Here is a 16,378-nt window from a genome sequence, read left to right as displayed (position 1 = left end):
TATGGGCCACAAGTGACCCCGCGTTGTTCTAGGGTTCCAACGGATCCTGGCCCGCAGCCGCCCTTTGGACCACGGCTTCAAGTTCATCCTTGGTGAGCTTCTCGCGGTGCCCATGCTTGGTGCGGTAGGCGGAGCGGCCCACCATGTGGGCGGAGACCGGTGCCGTGAGCAGCTGGAAGATCCACGCCACCAGCAGGACAGGCCACACCCACCACGTGCGCATCTGCAGTCCGATCGCCCCGAGCATCAGGAACAAGCCCAACACCTGCGGCTTGGTGGCTGCGTGCATGCGGCTCATGAGATCCGGAAATCGCAGCAGGCCGATCGCGGCGCCGAGCGACATCAGGGCACCCACAATCAGGAACACCGCCGTTGCGGTGTCAATCACGAGATCCATCCCGGTGGCGTCAGGACTCATTGTTTTGTTCCCTCCGCTCGGCCACGAACCGGGCAACCGTCACCGAGCCAATGAACCCGATAATGGCAAGCGCCACCAGCAGCATCAGGTTATTGAGGTGGCGGTTCACTGCCATGTCTACGGCGAGGGCTGCGCCCAGGATGGCCAGCAGTACGTCAGAGGCCAGGACACGGTCCAGCAGGGACGGGCCAATTGCGATGCGCACGATGGCACCCGCAGCTGCCAGGCTGAGGATTACTGCCGTGGCCACAAGAACAAATTCCTTCACAGCGTGGCTCCTTCAATGCCGGGACGGGGCTCGGCTTTCAGCGCTTCGACTTCTTCCCGGGTGCCCATGATGCGGATCAACCCTGCCTCAATGTTTTGGGTTTCCCGGCGTATTTTGTCGATGTCCGCTTCTTGGTAAATGTTCAGCGCATGGAGGTAAAGGGTGGAAGTGGAACGGTCCACTTCCACCACGAGGGAGCCGGGGATCAACGAGATGACGTGGCCTGTGGCCGTCACCATGAGGTCCGAATGGCTTCGCAGCGGAACAGCGACGACGGCGCTGCGGACCTTGGGTCCCTTGACCACCGCGAGGTACAGCACCAGGAAGCTCGCTGCCACCACTTTGGCGACGAACATCAGGGCGAACGGAATGGCACGCAGGATGTTGAACCGTCCGCTGAGCTCCACCGGCGGAAGGTAGAAGAACTTGGCAACCAGCACCGCGATCAGGGCCCCGAAGAGCAGGTTGCCCGGGCTGAAGTCCCGCCACAGCGCACCCCAGACGACGACCAGCCAGATGAGCAGCGGCAGTTCCGTGCGGAATGAGATCGGCTTGCGGCTCATTTGGCACCAGCGTTCTGTGGCAGCGGCGGCACCTCAACGGAATCGCCCAGCACCGAATGGATGTAGGCCGAGCGGTCCAGCATGATCTCCGCGGAACCGTCCGCCACCTGGAAGAGCGGGCCGGCGAAGACCGTCAAGGCAACTCCAAACACCACCAAGGCCGCAGTGGAGCCCACCATGGTCCGCGGCAGCACTCCGACGTTCCCGGGGGTCAACAGCACGGGATCCGGGTATTCGGCGTCCTCGGGTTTGCGCCAGAAGGCCCTGTTCCATACCCTCGCGATCGCCAGGAGTGTCAGCAGGCTGGTGACCACTCCACCTACTACCAGCACGATCGCCAAAGGTGTGCCAAGCTCAACGCCGGCCTGCAGGAGGCCCAGTTTTCCAAGGAAGCCGGAGAACGGAGGGATGCCCGCCAGGTTCATGGCGGGTACGAAGAACAGCAACGCCAGCAACGGTGAGAGCTTGGCCAGGCCACCCAGCCGGTCAATGGAAGAGCTGCCGCCACGGCGTTCAATGAGTCCGGTGACCAGGAACAGGCTGGTCTGCACGGTGATGTGGTGCGCAACGTAGAAGACGGCTGCCCCGAGGCCGGCCACGGAACTGATGGCGAGGCCAAACACCATGTAGCCAATGTGGCTGACCAGGGTAAAGGACAAGAGACGCTTGATGTCGCTCTGGGCAAGGGCACCCAGAATACCGACAACCATGGTGAGTAGCGCCACCACCATCAAAGGGACGTTCAGGGTGTCCCCCGGGAACAGCAGGGTTTCGGTGCGGACCATGGCATAAACACCCACCTTGGTCAGCAATCCGGCGAACACCGCGGTGACGGGGGCCGGTGCCGTGGGGTAGGAGTCGGGGAGCCAGAAGGACAAGGGGAACACGGCGGCCTTGATGCCAAATGCGACCAGCAGCATCACGTGCAACAGGTTCTGGGTGCCTGGGTCCAGTTCGGCCAGTTTGACGGCCAGATCCGCCATGGTGATGGTTCCCGTGGCCCCGTAAATCATGGCAATGGCGATAAGGAACAGAACCGACGACACCACCGAAACCACCACGTAGGTGACGCCGGCACGAATGCGCGGCCCCGTCCCGCCCAGGGTCATGAGCACGTAGCTTGCCGTCAGCAGGATCTCGAAACCGACGTAGAGGTTGAACAGGTCGCCGGTGAGGAAGGCATTGGACACGCCCGCCACCAGGATGAGGTACGTCGGGTGGAAGATCGAAACGGGAGCTTCCTGGTCGCCGTCGGCCATGCCTTGGCCGGTGGCGTAAATCAAAACGGCAAGGCTTACCACGGACGAAACCACGAGCATGAGGGAGGAGAACTGGTCCACCACCAGCACCACGCCCCATGGCGGCAGCCAGCCGCCCAAGGTGACGGAGGTGGTGCCGCCGGTCCATACGGAGAACAGCAACAGGCATTCCAGCAGCAACGTGCTGCTGAGGATGCCGATACTGACTACCCTCTGCGCGGTCTGGTGCCGGATCAGGAGGAAGGCCAGCGCGGCCCCCAGGATCGGGAGGAGGACAGCCAGCGGCGACAGGTTTGCGAGATTCACGCGCTGCCTCCTTCCTGCGTCGATGACGTGTTGGGGGTTTCTGTGGCTTCCGGGTGGTACCGGTCCGAAGTGCTGGACGGAGTAAGCGCGAACTCCGAGGTTTCCAAGGGCACGATTGCGTCGTCCTCGGCGTCGAAACTGGGAGTCTTTGCCACGCGGACGTCTTCGAGGTCGTCCTGGATTTCATCCTGGCGGGCAAGCACCCACGTGCGGTAGATAATGCCGAGCATGAAGGCTGTCACCGCGAAGGAAATGACGATCGAGGTGAGGATCAGTGCCTGCGGAAGAGGGTCACTGTAGGAATCCGGGTTCGTTTCCTTGGTGAAGAAAGGCGCCAGTCCGGCGTACCCACCCGTACTCAGGATCAGGATGTTGGTGGCATTGGCCAGCAGCATCAAACCCAACAGCACGCGGGTGAGGCTGCGTTCGAGGATGAGGTAGATTCCGCAGGCGTAGAGGACGCCCATGACGATCAGCAGGGTCAGGTTGATGCTCATGATGTACCTTTCCCGGATGCGACGGATGCGGCAGCTTCCTGGGCCAGTCCGGCTTCCTGCGCCCTCCCGGCTTGCTCTGCGGCCTCTTCCTCGGTGAGGGGGGCGCCCGCACCTTCAAAATGTTCGTCGATTTCGGCACCGAGGCTTCGGAGGACGTCCAGCGCCAATCCCACCACCACGATGTACACGCCGATATCGAAAATGGTGGACGTGACGAACTTGACGTCGCCAAAGACGGGCAACCAGAACTCGATGATGGCGCTCTGGAACACCTGTCCCCCGAGGAACAGCGGCACAACTCCGGAGGCTGCCGCCGTCGCAAGTCCCGTTCCCAAAAGTGTCCCGGCGCTGACTGTCGCCGCCTCGCTCAACTCAAACCGTCCACCGGCCAGGTAGCGGATGGTCAGGGCGAGCCCCGCCGTGAGGCCACCGGCGAACCCGCCGCCGGGGAGGTTATGCCCTGCGAGGAGGAGGTAGATGGAGAAGACGATCATCGAGTGAAAGATGAGCCGGGTGACGACTTCGAAAATGATCGAGCGACGTTCGGGAGCCAGGGTGCGGCCTGCCACCAACCAGGCGTCGCGGGTGACGCCCGTGAACTTCCGGGCGACTGCCAGCGTGGCATGTGCCCTGGAATCACGTTCGACGCCGGTGCGGCGCCCCACGCTGCCTTCCGGCACCGCCTCGGACGTCTTAATCCTGTCCCCGCGGCTTCGGACGAAGATCAGGCTGGCGACGCCTGTGGCAGCGATTGCCAGCACGGAGATCTCACCGAAGGTATCCCAGGCACGGATGTCCACGAGGGTTACGTTGACCACGTTCAGCCCGCCGCCCCCTTCGTAGGCCAGGCGCGGGAAGTCAAGGGAAACCGGAGTGGTTACGCGGGCGCCCATTGCGTAGATCGCCACAAAGATCATGGTGATGCCAAAGGCCGCGCCAATGATGACACGGATGACCCTGAGCCGGCCCCCTGTCCGGTCCCGCAACTCCGCGGGCAGGCTGCGCATGGCGAGCACGAAGGCCACCAGCACGATGGTTTCCACCAGCATCTGCGTCAGGGCCAGGTCCGGAGCACCTTGGAACGCAAACATGAGGGCAATGCCGTAGCCGGTAACGGACACCATGAGCACCGCGAGGAACCGCTTGTTGGCCCTGACCGCGGCCAGTGCGCCCACAACGATTCCGACTCCTGCCACCACCTGCAAGGGCGAATTCGGATCGATGAAATAGATGCCCTCGGGCAGGGGCTTGTTGGCCATGACCAAGGCGGTCAGGGGAACCGCGAAAGCGACAGTCAGGATCACTGCCAGGTAGAAGTACAGCGAACCACGCTGAGTGCGGCCCGTGACCCAGACTGCAATATCGTCCAGGGCGCCGATGGTGTTTTGGTACGCACGGTCGCCGTCGACCCAGTCCGGAACCAGGCCCTGGACGCGGGCAACGAGGTTGCGCCCGTAGAACATGGCCGCGCCCAATGCGAAGGTCACCGCCGTCAGCCCCAACGCAGGGGTGAGGCCATGCCACAAAGCCAAGTGACCGGCGTCGACGGCGTCCGGACCGTCAGCGAACAACGCAGCGTAAGGCTGTATCCAGGTGTCCACCGGTGCCGGCCACAGGCCGTACACGATGGTGAGCAGGCTGAGGATCGCCGGGGCAGCCAGGAATGCGGGCTTGATTGGTTTGAACGGGGTGGGCTCAACTCCGGGCTTGACGGCGAACGCACCCCACATGAACCTGGCGCTGTAAGCGAACGTCAGGATGGAGCCAATGACCAGGCCCACGAGGATCCAGATGCCCCAAGCGGGGGCATCGTGGCCGGTTCCGTAGTGGACAAAAGCCTCGAATACCGACTCCTTCGCGACGAATCCCGCCAACGGCGGTACTCCCGCCATGGACGCCGCCGCAATGGCCGCAACCACGCCCAGGGCGCGGGAGGAACGGAAGACGCCCGAAAGCTTGCGGATGTCGCGGGTGCCGGATTGGTGGTCGATGATGCCTACCACCAGGAACAGCGCGGCTTTGAACAGACCGTGGGCCAGCAGCAGGCCGAGGCCGGCCAGTGCGGCATCGGGCCGTCCCAGCCCCACCACCATGGTGAGGAACCCGAGCTGGCTAACGGTGCCATAAGCAAGGATGAGCTTGATGTCCGTCTGCCGCAGCGCACGGTAGCCGCCTACGAGCATGGTGGCCAGACCGAGCCCCAGCACCAGCGGCAGCCAAAGGTCCGATTCGGCAAAGCCCGGAGCCAGCCGCGCGACGATGTAGATACCGGCCTTCACCATGGCGGCCGCATGCAAATAGGCGCTGACCGGCGTCGGTGCAGCCATGGCGCCGGGGAGCCAGAAGTGGAACGGAACAAGCGCCGACTTGGTGATGGCACCCACCAGGATCAGTACGACGGCGGCGGTCACCGCCCCTTGCATGGGTCCGCTCATGAGCGTGCCGGCTTGGTCCAGAATGGTGGAGATGCGGTAGGTCCCGGCGGCCTGGCCAACGATGATGAGGCCGACAAGCATCGCCAGGCCACCCGCCGTGGTGACCATCAGTGCTTGCAGTGCAGAACGGCGGGCCGCCAGGCGCGTGCGGGCGTAGCCGATCAGCAGATAGGACAGGATGGTGGTCAACTCCCAGAAGATGAACAGCATCAGGAGGTCATCGGAGGTAACCAATCCGAACATGGCTCCGGCGAAGGCCAGCAACTGGGCACCGAAACCACCGAGGCCCGCGTCCTTGTTCTTGAAGTACCTGGCGCAGTAGACCAGCACCAGGGAACCCACTCCAAGAATGAGCAGGGACATGACCCAGGCCAGTGGATCCATGCGGAATGCCAGTTCAAGCTGGAGGCTGGGAATCCACGGCAGGACTTCTTCTATGCCGCCATTGGAATATACGGGACCGTACTGGAACAGCAGCCAAACGAAGGCGGCTGCGGGGACCGCGGCGAGCAGATAGAACGCGTTCCGACCCAGTGAGCGAAAGACCAAGGGCGCCACAGTTGCCGCTACAAAGGTGATGGCGAGAACTGTGATCACTGTTTTCTCCGCAAAGTCAGGAAGGCATTGTCAAAAGTTGGAGCACGCGGTCATACGTTGGGTTCAGTCCATCTAGTTTATCAAGGGGCCCAGACAGTTTTAGGCCACGCTTCCGCCCCGCCCCGGCCGATTACTGCCGTTGTCCACACAGCGGTCTGTCATCCGCGCGCAGCCCTCCCCGTCCCTATAGCATTCACACTATGAACGCGGCCGCAGTTCCCGAAGCCTCCCATCCGACATCCGAGCTGGCGTCGGGTCCCGTCGCCTCCAAAAAGGGGCAGATTCTCGCGTGGGCGTCCTGGGATTGGGGTTCGGCTGCGTTCAACGCGGTCATGACGACGTTCGTCTTCACCGTTTACCTCACGTCCAAAGCGTTCGGCGGAGAAGACGCGGCATCGGCAGCGTTGGGTGCGGCACTGGCAATCGCGGGCCTGGCCATCGCGCTGCTGGCCCCCGTAACCGGGCAACGTTCCGATGCCGGGGGCAGGCGGAAACTATGGCTTGGAGTCAACACGGCCGCCACGGCATTGCTCACCGGCCTGTGCTTCTTCGTCTTTCCGCGGCCCGAATTCCTGTTGCTGGGAGTCTGCCTGATCGCGCTGGGCAATGTGTTCTTCGAGTTTGCGGGCGTCAACTACAACGCCATGCTTGCCCAGATCTCCACACCCAGGAACATCGGCAAAGTCAGCGGCTTCGGCTGGGGCATGGGGTATTTGGGCGGGATCGTGGCACTCCTCCTCGTCCTGCAGCTTTTCGTCCAGCCTTCCTTCGACTGGTTCGGGGCCTCTACCCAGGACTCCCTCAACATCCGGCTCGTCGCCGTGTTCTCCGCCCTCTGGTTCTTCATCTTCGCGCTTCCTGTGATGTTCGCCGTCCCTGAGGTATCCGTCAAAAAGGACTCGGCATCCCTCGGGTTCCTTGCCTCCTACAAACTGCTGATCCGGCGGATCGGGGCGATCTACCGAACCAGCCCCCACACCATCTATTTCCTGCTGTCCAGTGCCATCTTCCGCGACGGCTTGGCCGCAGTATTCACCTTCGGCGGCGTGATCGCTGCGGGAACCTTTGGCTTCGAACTCAAGGAAGTCATCTTCTTCGCCATCTTCGGCAACGTGGTGGCTGCCGTGGGAGCAGTCATCGGTGGCTTCCTCGACGACAGAATCGGGCCCAAAGCCGTTATCATCCTCTCCCTGATAGGCCTGCTGACCGCGGGCTCCTTCATCCTGGTCCTGGGCAACGGGGACTACGTCTTCTTCGGCAACGCGTGGCCCGGGTCTGCCACGTTCTGGGTCTTCGGGCTCCTGCTGTGCTTGTTCGTGGGTCCCGCACAGTCCTCGTCACGGGCCTACCTCGCAAGGCTCGCCCCCGCCGGAGAATCGGGCGAGCTGTTTGGCCTTTACGCCACAACCGGGAGGGCAGTCAGTTTCCTGGCGCCCACGCTGTTTACCCTGTGCATTGCGATCGCCTCACCCCTCGTCGCTGAAGGGGAAGCACAGCGCTGGGGCATCCTGGGGATCATGGTGGTGCTGTTGGCCGGGCTACTGGTGATCCTGCCGGTGAAGCCGCCGGCCAAAGTGGAAATAGCCGTAGTACCAGAGCGTTAACTACATAGGACCGGTTGAGCGTCAACAGCGTACCGGACCGGTTCAACAGAGTTTAGGGTGGAGCTATGAACGTGGATGAGACCGAACTTCCGGGCTTTGGCATCCGGAAGGACTTCGTGACGGCTTCGGGCCGCCGTATTGGCGTAGTCGAACTGCGCGAGGGCGAGACCGAGCTCTTCGTCTCGACGTGGGACGACCCCGATACGTGCCAGGCCTCCATCCCGTTGACGGCGGACGAAGCATCCACGCTTGGGAACCTGCTCGGCGGGCAACACATTGCCATGCGCCTGGCCGAGGCACACCGCGAAATCCCGGGAATCGTCACCCGCCAGTTCTCCATCACCGCTGATTCCCCATTCGTGAACCAGGCCATGGGCAAAGCCCAAATCCGCACACGCAGTGGCGTTTCCATCGTGGCGATCATGCGCGAAGGTGAGGTTGTCCCCTCGCCGGCACCCGACGTCGTACTTCACACTGGTGATCTGCTCGTAGCGGTCGGCACGCAGGAAGGACTTGACTCGGCAGCCGACATCCTCCGCAACGGCTAACCGGAATGGATCCGCTCGCAGTAGCCCTCATTGAGCTGGGGGCCGTCGTTTTCTGCCTCGGCCTCCTGGCCCGGTTAGCGGGCAGAATCGGCATGTCGCCCATCCCCCTCTACCTTGTAGGTGGCCTGGCTTTCGGTGCCGGCGGGTTCGTCAAGCTGGACGGCATGCACGAGTTTGCGCACCTTTCGGGTGAAATGGGCGTTATTCTGCTGCTGCTTATGCTCGGTTTGGAATATACGGCTTCGGAGCTGGTGACAGGGCTTCGCCGCTCCTGGCAGGCAGGGGTCATGGATTTCGTCCTCAACTTCCTGCCCGGCGCGGGATTGGCCGTCTTGCTCGGCTGGGGACTCGTGGGCGCAATCGTCATGGGCGGCGTCACGTATATTTCGTCGTCGGGCATCGCCGCCAAGGTCATCACCGACCTCGGGCGGATAGGAAACCGCGAAACGCCGGTGGTGCTGTCCATCCTAGTGTTCGAAGACCTGGCGATGGCCATCTACCTGCCCATCCTCACCGCCATCCTCGCAGGCGTTGGGTTCCTGGGCGGGCTGCAGACAGTGGGGATAGCCCTGGCAGTCGTCACGGTGGTTCTGGTGATCGCCCTCAAACACGGGCACAGGGTTTCGCAAGCGATCCACAGTGAAAACTCCGAGGTCTTCCTCCTCAATGTCCTGGGACTCGCCTTGCTGGTGGCAGGCATTGCGTCGGCATTGCAGGTGTCCGCAGCAGTGGGCGCGTTCATGTTGGGGATCGCAATCTCCGGCGCCACAGCACACAACGCAACCCGGATCCTTGAACCCCTGCGGGACCTCTTCGCTGCGATTTTCTTTGTGGCTTTCGGGCTCAACACGGATCCCACTTCGATTCCGCCGGTCCTTGGCTGGGCCCTCTTGCTGGCGTTGCTCACCACTGCCACCAAGATGCTCACTGGGTTCTGGGCTGCCAAGAGAGCCGGCATCGCGTTACCCGGCCGGTTCCGTGCCGGCGCCGCGCTGATCGCCCGCGGTGAGTTCTCGATCGTTATCGCCGGCCTGGCTGTCGCTTCCGGTGCTGTCCCCCACGAGCTCGCGGCGTTGGCCACGGCCTATGTCCTCATCATGGCCATCCTTGGTCCTTTGGCGGCCCGCTTCGTGGAACCCGTGGTCAAAGCGCTCCGGAGGAGCCCGAAGGCACCACCACGGACCACGGACCACGCCCCGGCCTAACGTCACGGCTTAACGCCCCACCAGGAACAGGGCGCTAGATGGACGTCCGGTGGAAGTTCTGGTGGCTGCGGCTGGCGGTCGGCCCGCGCTGGCCCTGGTAGCGGTTCCCGTATTCGCCGGAACCATACGGGTGCTCAGCGGAGGAAGTGAGCCGGAAGAAGCACAACTGGCCAATCTTCATGCCCGGCCACAGTTTGATCGGAAGCGTGGCCACATTCGAGAGTTCCAGGGTGACGTGTCCGGAGAAACCGGGATCGATGAAGCCCGCCGTCGAGTGCGTCAGCAAACCAAGGCGCCCCAGGGAGGACTTGCCCTCCAGTCGGGCCGCGATGTCATCAGCCAGGCTCACGGTTTCATACGTGGAACCGAGCACGAATTCTCCGGGGTGCAGGATGAAAGGCTCGTCGCCTTCGACCTCTACCAACCGGGTCAGCTCGGGCTGCTCCTCGGCGGGATCGATGTGGGCGTATTTGTGGTTGTCGAAGAGCCGGAAGAACCGGTCGATTCGCACGTCCACGGAAGAGGGCTGCACCATCGCGGGATCGTACGGCTCAAGAACAATCCGTTGGGAGTCTATTTCGGCACGTATATCGCGGTCAGAGATCAGCACGTCATCAAAAATACCGCATGCATTGTCCGGGCGCCCCCATGGGACTATAGTTCCCGGACATGTAAAGCCGCGCCCGTACTTGGGGGCAACGAGCAACCGCGGGGTAATTGTGAACAAACTGGCAGCGCCTGCCGCTATTGTGCTGGCTGGCGCGCTGGCGCTTTGCATGGCGGCCTCCAGCCAGATCCTGCCGGCAACGGAGGCAGCACCCAGCCCAAGCACCACGGCATCGTCCAGCGTCCCGTCCGGGCTCACGGCTCCGGAAGAAAGCTCGACGGCGGTGCCCGCACCTCAGGCGACGACGCCCGCCGTCGACGACTCTTCGAGTCCCGCGATACCCGCAACAGAGCCTGTGCCTTCGCAGGCTCCGGCGACCGGTACGGGCCCAGTCGCCGTCGATCCGGTGTTTGAGACGCCGCCGCCAGTGCCGAACATCGGACCATCGTGGGGACCGGACAATCCTTCGGATCCCGGTGCGGGGTCAACCAGCCCGGTGGCGACCCAGCCGAGCGAAGCGCCGCCCACTCCGGTAGAGACCGCGCAAAGCGTGCCTACACCGACAGCCGAGGCCGCTGGACCGTCATCCACGCCAGAGGGGACCCCCTCGGCAACAGCCGCCCCGTCGCAAACACCCTCCGCCACAGCAACCCCGGCTGAATCCACGGCACCGGAAACCACGGCGCCAGCAACCACGTCACCAGCACCCGCCACCCCCACAAACCCCATCACGGACTCCCCCACTCCTTTCCCCGGCAAGGCCCCCAACCACGACCCCAACCTCGAGGACGGAGCGATGGCGCTCCTCCCCGACAACAACAGCGCCGCGATCCTCACGGTGTTTAACGCGATCAACAGCTACCGGGCGTCGTTGGGCCTGGCGCCGGTGAAGTACCACGCGACGGTAGCGAACCTGGCACAGGAATGGTCAAACAGCATTGCCACCCGGGAAGTGATCCAGCACCGCCCGAACTTCTGGACAGACCCGCGGGCAATGAATCCGAACAACGGCGCCGGCGAGGTCATCGCTGTGCGTTGGGACCGCGACGCGGCCCAACTCGTGGAGTGGTGGAAGGGCTCGCCCGGCCACGATGCCTTGCTGCGTGACCCAAGGTTCAACGTGATGGGCATTGGCATCACGTACACGGACGGCAATTGGCAGACGACACCCAACCGCTACACGCTCTGGGGCGTGGTCAATTTTTTCGGCTACACCACCCTCCCTGCCGGGACGACCAACAGCCCTGGGGGAACGGTTACGCCGCCAACCGATCCCGTGGCGGTGTGCGAGCCCGGGTCCAAGCACCAACCACCCACCGTCGACTTGAGTGCCGCGTCGATCAGCAGCGCCGCGGATCTCGTGTCCATTGCCGGGGACGGATCGGTTGTGGCGTATCCGTCGTGGGGCAACGGCCGGTTCGGCCTGGGCAAGCGGATTGGGGCAGGTTTCGTGAACCTCAAGGACCTCTTTGTCACGGATTGGGACCGTGACGGCGTCTTTGACCTGGTCTATCAACGCCTGGATGGCACGCTCTTGGTCTATCCGGGCCTTCAAGCAGGCGGCTTCAAGGACCCGGTGCAGCTGGGCCAGGGCTGGGGGACGTTGAACATCTCCGTGGGCACGTGGTGTGCCAATAACAGGCTTCCCCAGATCGTCGCCATGGATCAGGGCGGCAACCTCTATCTGTACAAGAACAATGGCCTGGCTTTTATCCGCAGCCAGGCCGCGATTGGAACCGGCAACCCTTCCGTCCGGCTGACCATGGTTGATTACAACGCCGACGGTTTCGAGGACCTGCTCAGCACGGAGCCCAATGGCACGCTGCGGCTGTATCGCGGCAGCGGCCTGGGTACACCCAAGCAGGAGTCACGCCCCGTGGTGGGCAGCGCCTGGACGGATTACACGGGATTGAGGGCGTTGAGTGGCCTTACCGGTCCGGATTCGGTAGGCGTGGCAGGCTTGGACCGCAACGGCATGGTCGAGTACTGGGACTTGTCGTCCGGTCGCCTCACCACCCCCGTGACCATCGGCAATGGCTGGGGCGGGCTGAGGTTCGCGAGCTAGGAGCTTGACTCGATGGCGGTCTTCAGCCGGTCCAGCTGCCCCACCTCGTCTTCCAAGGCCTTCTGGATCATCCCGTTCATGAGTTTCCGCAGACCCTTGGGGTGGTATTCCAATGCAAAGCGGAGCCGGGTGGTGTCGCCCTCGGTGCTGAGGTAGTAGCCGCCGGTTGGCCGGGCGGGCCCGGAGACCACGGCGTACCGGACTTCCGCCCCTGGCCGTGCCTCCGTGATCGTGAAATCGGCAGCGATGGGCCGGCCGCCGGGACCAGCGACTGTCTGCTGGTACAACGCGCCCTTTTGCCCCCGGACACCCGAGCGGAGCGCGATGCTCCGCACGTCTGAACGCCAGAGTGAGTTGTTCATCCCGTCCATGAGGAAACCGTAAACGGTCATGGCGTCCCGACTGATCACCACTTCATTGGCTGCGAATGCCACGGAAACCTCTCTCGACCTACGGTTCAAATGTCGTAGCCGGGTTCCCCATACACTGCAGCTAACACCTTCAGAATAGTCAGCGCGGTGCAGGGAAGACACAGGACCGCCGAGCCTTGACCGAATGGTTACCTGCCGAGTTTTTTGGCACACACTGCTGACACGTGTCTCCGCGCCGGGTAGAGTGCCAGCCGCTGGGTAAACCAGCCGCTGGATAAAACTGGGGGGCGTCATGCAGGTTCAGGACCGACCGGGAACATCAAGGAACGCTCGACGCCGGATGGCTGCTTGCGCTGCCTTCCTCGCCCTGGCGCTGGCCGGCTCTGTCGCTCCCGCTGCTTCCGCAACCACGGCGTCGGCCGCCGCGACCGTCCCAACCCAACGCACCGCCGTCGTAAATTCCCCGTTACCTAATGCCGCGTTACCCACAGCACAGGTACCCACTGCACAGCTGCCCACCGCGGCGAATCCGCTGCCCAGTGTCGATCCTGTGGGTGACCCTGCCAGCTTGTCTGTCCTGGTCAACAAGTCCCGTCCGTTGAACCCTGCCACGTACGCCCCGGGCGATCTTGTCGACGCCCGCGGCTCAGGTCAGTACGTCCGGGCGGAAGCTGCAGAGAGGCTCAACGCGCTATTCCAGGGTGCGGCGGATGCCGGAACGGGCGGGCTGGCAGTGGTGAGCGGCTACCGCTCCTATGCGCAGCAGCAACAGCTGTACTCCTACTACGTGGGCATTTATGGCCAGGCGCAAGCGGACCTGATCTCGGCGCGCCCCGGCTACAGCGAGCATCAAACCGGGCTCGCCGTTGACGTCGGCAACGCCAACGGTTCCTGCGGGCTCAGCACCTGTTTCGGAGACACTGCTGCGGGGATATGGGTGGCGGCGAACGCGCACAAATATGGATTCATCGTCCGTTATCCCGACGGCTACACCAACATCACTGGGTACAGCTACGAGCCGTGGCACCTCCGCTATGTGGGCCTCGACCTCGCAACAGACATGAAGCGGCGCGGCTTCTCCACCATGGAGCAGTACTTCGCCGGCAATCCCAGTGTGTACGCGAGCATCACCTCCGGCGCGGATCTGGTGGCAGCGGATCCGGCGGGACGGCTCCTTCGCTACCCCGCGCTTGCGAGCGGAGGCTACGGTGTCCCGGTCCAGATCGGCTCCAATTGGACGGGCTTGAAACGGGCTTTCGTGGTCGACTGGGATTCGGACGGTGTCTACGACCTTCTGGCGCAATGGAACAACGGCACCCTGGGGTTGTTCAAGGGCTGGCCCGGCGGCGCCTTTTCCACCCAGATCGTGGTGGGCACCGGCGACTGGGACGCAATGACCATCACCGTGGGCAAATGGTCGGCCAACCAGGGCTACCCGGGCGTGGTGGGGTACTTCCCGGACGGCGGCCTCCGCTACTACCCCAATACCTCCGGCAGGGCGCTGACGTACCGGGTTGATATCGGGACCGGTTGGGCCGGCATGGGGTTGACCATGGCCGACTGGGACGCCGATGGCGCCAACGACATCCTCGCCACCACACCCTCAGGCCTCCTGCTCAGCTATCCGGGCAACGGCGTGGGTGGATTCCGGGGACTGCCAAGCACCATCGGTTCGGGATGGGGAACCATGAAGGCGCTGGTACCAAGCTTCGGTTTGTCCGGTCCGGGAACGCGCAGCATCACGGCCCAGACCGTGGACGGCTACCTGGTGGACTACGGATTGGGCAGTGGAGTGTGGGGCGTCCGACGCCAGGTGGGCAACGGCTGGGACGCGATGAAGCTCTTCAGCTAGGACCGTGGCGGACACGTTCCAGCTGCCCGGAGTCCCTGTCATGGGCACCCCCGCAACTGCGCTAAGCTAGGACTCGCCCGGTTGATTATCGCCGGGCAGTGCGGGCGTAGCTCAATGGTAGAGCGCTAGCTTCCCAAGCTCGATACGCGGGTTCGATTCCCGTCGCCCGCTCGCAACGAACCCCGGATCCCAAGGATCCGGGGTTCTTTTGTTGGCAAGACAAGGCCCGACGGCGGCACCCACCAAGGCGCGGATCAGGCCGCCTGCGGCTCCTGCACGATCCGCAGCACGCGCCGCCTGTCGCGCAGGTCCACCTTGATGTGCAGGGACGACTTCCGGGCCAGGACGACGGCGACGACGGCCGCTGCGATGGCGGGAACCCCGCCTGCCACCAGGATGGCCAGGTGCGGGCCCAGATGCTCTGCGAGCCAACCCATCATGGGTCCGCCGATGGCCTGACCACCGATGAGTACCACCAGGTACAGGCTCATGACGCGTCCTCGGATGCTCATGTTTGAACTGGTCTGCACCATTTGGTTTGCCGCGGTGAGGAACATCAGGCACCAGAATCCTGCAAGGACCATGGTGGCGCTGAAGAGCACCATGGACGGCATGAGAGACGCCAGGCACAGCATCAGGCCGTACAACCCGGCCGAGAGCACCACCGCCCGCAACCGCAGCTGCCGCCGGCGGGTGGACGCAATGGCGCCGGTCAGTGCACCGAGCGCAACCATGGCGTTCAGCAGGCCGTAGCCTCCGGCACCGGCGTCGTACACGTGGTCCGCAAAAGCGGCCAGCAGCACCGGCAGGCTCATGGCGAAAACCGCCACGAAGCCAGCCATCAGCCAGGGCCAGTAGATGGTGGGCTTGCTGAGCGCGTAGTTGAGGCCTTCGCGCAGCATGCCTTTCTTCCGTGGCGTTGGTTGGCTGAGGTGCAGCTGGTCCTTGCGCAGCACCAGCAACATAGTCACGGTGGAGCAGCAGGCCACGGCGTTCGCGGCGAAAGCCCATCCGGCCCCCACCGCGGTGAGGAGCACACCCGCCAGTGCGGGCCCGATCAAGCCACCCAGTTGGAAGGTAGTGGAGTTCACGCTGATGGCGTTGCGCAGGTATCTGGGTCCGACGAGTTCATTGACAAACACCTGCCGGGCGGGCTGGTCCAGCACAGTCACGAAGCCAAGCACCAGCGCTATGACGTAGACGTGCCAGACCTCGACGCGGTGGCTCAAGGAAAGCACCGCCAGGAGCGCGGCGAGTACCGCTGCGGCCGACTGGCAGATGATGAGGATCTTGCGCTTGGGGAAGCGGTCGGCAATCATGCCGCCCCAGGGGCCAAGGAAAAGGGAGGGCATGAACTGCAGCGCCACGGTAATTCCGACGGCGGTGACCGAGCCGGAGAGCTGGAGCACCATCCAGTCCTGGGCGATGCGTTGCATCCAGATGGCGATGACCGCGATGAAGTGGCCGATCGCGAAGATCCTGAAGTTGGGGACCTTCAAGGAGATGAAGGTATGCCGCCAGGGCAGCTTTTCACTCACGACGGCGAGTGGCTGGGTGACGGTGTCCGGCTGGCTTGGACCAGCGGACAGGGAATCGATGACGGGCTGGCTGACGTTTGCCGCTGAAGGCGGTGGGGGTGCCAAAAGTAGTCCTCGGATGAGAGTGTCGGTGGGATGCGATTAACGCTATGGTTGCCAGCAGCAATTATGGAAGCGTATTGCGCCTATAACTAGCATTGCGGAATGCAATAGTCCCTCTCCATCGGCGCAGTACTCCGGCCCGG

The 16,378-nt window shown here is 63.5% G+C and carries 14 protein-coding genes and 1 tRNA gene; 6 read left to right on the top strand and 9 right to left on the bottom strand.

Annotated features, from left to right (window positions below):
• Positions 1-28: 28 nt before the first annotated feature.
• The 6 genes from mnhG to AB0N72_RS17355 are packed head-to-tail and all read right to left on the bottom strand — an operon-like array spanning position 29 to position 6,343.
• Positions 29-418 carry a monovalent cation/H(+) antiporter subunit G gene (gene mnhG / locus AB0N72_RS17380; protein ID WP_363933417.1) on the bottom strand — a complete coding sequence of 130 codons (390 nt, stop codon included), beginning with the start codon at positions 416-418 and terminating at the stop codon, positions 29-31.
• Positions 408-686, bottom strand: a complete 279-nt coding sequence (locus tag AB0N72_RS17375) for a monovalent cation/H+ antiporter complex subunit F (RefSeq protein ID WP_363933415.1) — start codon at positions 684-686, stop codon at positions 408-410. Before AB0N72_RS17375 ends, mnhG begins: the two co-directional genes overlap by 11 nt.
• Positions 683-1,249 carry a Na+/H+ antiporter subunit E gene (locus tag AB0N72_RS17370; RefSeq protein ID WP_363933414.1) on the bottom strand — a complete coding sequence of 189 codons (567 nt, stop codon included), beginning with the start codon at positions 1,247-1,249 and terminating at the stop codon, positions 683-685. Before AB0N72_RS17370 ends, AB0N72_RS17375 begins: the two co-directional genes overlap by 4 nt.
• Positions 1,246-2,814: a Na+/H+ antiporter subunit D gene (locus tag AB0N72_RS17365; RefSeq protein WP_363933412.1), complete on the bottom strand. Its 1,569-nt coding sequence runs from the start codon at positions 2,812-2,814 to the stop codon at positions 1,246-1,248. The genes AB0N72_RS17370 and AB0N72_RS17365 overlap by 4 nt, the downstream gene beginning before the upstream one ends.
• Positions 2,811-3,311, bottom strand: coding sequence for a Na(+)/H(+) antiporter subunit C (locus tag AB0N72_RS17360; protein WP_363933410.1), 501 nt, complete (start codon positions 3,309-3,311; stop codon positions 2,811-2,813). Before AB0N72_RS17360 ends, AB0N72_RS17365 begins: the two co-directional genes overlap by 4 nt.
• Positions 3,308-6,343 carry a Na+/H+ antiporter subunit A gene (locus AB0N72_RS17355; RefSeq protein WP_363933408.1) on the bottom strand — a complete coding sequence of 1,012 codons (3,036 nt, stop codon included), beginning with the start codon at positions 6,341-6,343 and terminating at the stop codon, positions 3,308-3,310. Before AB0N72_RS17355 ends, AB0N72_RS17360 begins: the two co-directional genes overlap by 4 nt.
• 200 nt (positions 6,344-6,543) lie before the next feature.
• Between AB0N72_RS17355 and AB0N72_RS17350 the strand changes: the two genes are divergently transcribed.
• The 3 genes from AB0N72_RS17350 to AB0N72_RS17340 all read left to right on the top strand — a co-directional run bounded on the left by AB0N72_RS17350 (position 6,544) and on the right by AB0N72_RS17340 (position 9,700).
• A complete protein-coding gene (locus AB0N72_RS17350) occupies positions 6,544-7,947 on the top strand; it encodes an MFS transporter (protein WP_363933406.1) in 1,404 nt (467 codons plus the stop codon).
• Between the two features lie 65 nt (positions 7,948-8,012).
• On the top strand, positions 8,013-8,495 hold the full coding sequence (locus AB0N72_RS17345) for a cation:proton antiporter regulatory subunit (protein WP_363933404.1): 483 nt from the start codon (positions 8,013-8,015) through the stop codon (positions 8,493-8,495).
• A gap of 5 nt (positions 8,496-8,500) precedes the next feature.
• Positions 8,501-9,700 carry a cation:proton antiporter gene (locus AB0N72_RS17340; RefSeq protein WP_363933403.1) on the top strand — a complete coding sequence of 400 codons (1,200 nt, stop codon included), beginning with the start codon at positions 8,501-8,503 and terminating at the stop codon, positions 9,698-9,700.
• Positions 9,701-9,734: 34 nt separating this feature from the next.
• Here the strand turns inward: AB0N72_RS17340 and dcd are convergent, their stop codons facing one another.
• Positions 9,735-10,310 (bottom strand): dCTP deaminase, encoded by a 576-nt coding sequence (gene dcd / locus AB0N72_RS17335; RefSeq protein ID WP_011776299.1) that lies wholly within the window; start codon positions 10,308-10,310, stop codon positions 9,735-9,737.
• Between the two features lie 109 nt (positions 10,311-10,419).
• Here dcd and AB0N72_RS17330 point away from each other — a divergent pair, with 109 nt between their 5' ends.
• Positions 10,420-12,372 (top strand): CAP domain-containing protein, encoded by a 1,953-nt coding sequence (locus AB0N72_RS17330; RefSeq protein WP_363933401.1) that lies wholly within the window; start codon positions 10,420-10,422, stop codon positions 12,370-12,372.
• Here AB0N72_RS17330 and AB0N72_RS17325 read toward each other — a convergent pair.
• A complete protein-coding gene (locus AB0N72_RS17325) occupies positions 12,369-12,806 on the bottom strand; it encodes an SRPBCC family protein (RefSeq protein ID WP_363933399.1) in 438 nt (145 codons plus the stop codon). The two genes, AB0N72_RS17330 and AB0N72_RS17325, sit on opposite strands and share 4 nt — an antisense overlap.
• Positions 12,807-13,083: 277 nt before the next feature.
• Here AB0N72_RS17325 and AB0N72_RS17320 point away from each other — a divergent pair, with 277 nt between their 5' ends.
• Together AB0N72_RS17320 and AB0N72_RS17315 are read left to right on the top strand one after the other, a co-directional pair.
• Positions 13,084-14,595, top strand: coding sequence for a M15 family metallopeptidase (locus AB0N72_RS17320; RefSeq protein WP_363933398.1), 1,512 nt, complete (start codon positions 13,084-13,086; stop codon positions 14,593-14,595).
• Between the two features lie 100 nt (positions 14,596-14,695).
• Positions 14,696-14,766: transfer RNA gene (locus AB0N72_RS17315), tRNA-Gly, on the top strand.
• Between the two features lie 83 nt (positions 14,767-14,849).
• On the opposite strand, the gene AB0N72_RS17310 is transcribed toward AB0N72_RS17315, so the two are convergent.
• Positions 14,850-16,238, bottom strand: a complete 1,389-nt coding sequence (locus tag AB0N72_RS17310; RefSeq protein WP_363933396.1) for an MFS transporter — start codon at positions 16,236-16,238, stop codon at positions 14,850-14,852.
• Positions 16,239-16,378: the final 140 nt, after the last annotated feature.

It is taken from the genome of Paenarthrobacter sp. NPDC089307 (assembly GCF_040685055.1).
Lineage (GTDB): Bacteria > Actinomycetota > Actinomycetes > Actinomycetales > Micrococcaceae > Arthrobacter.
This window is presented reverse-complemented; position numbering and strand designations above follow the sequence as displayed.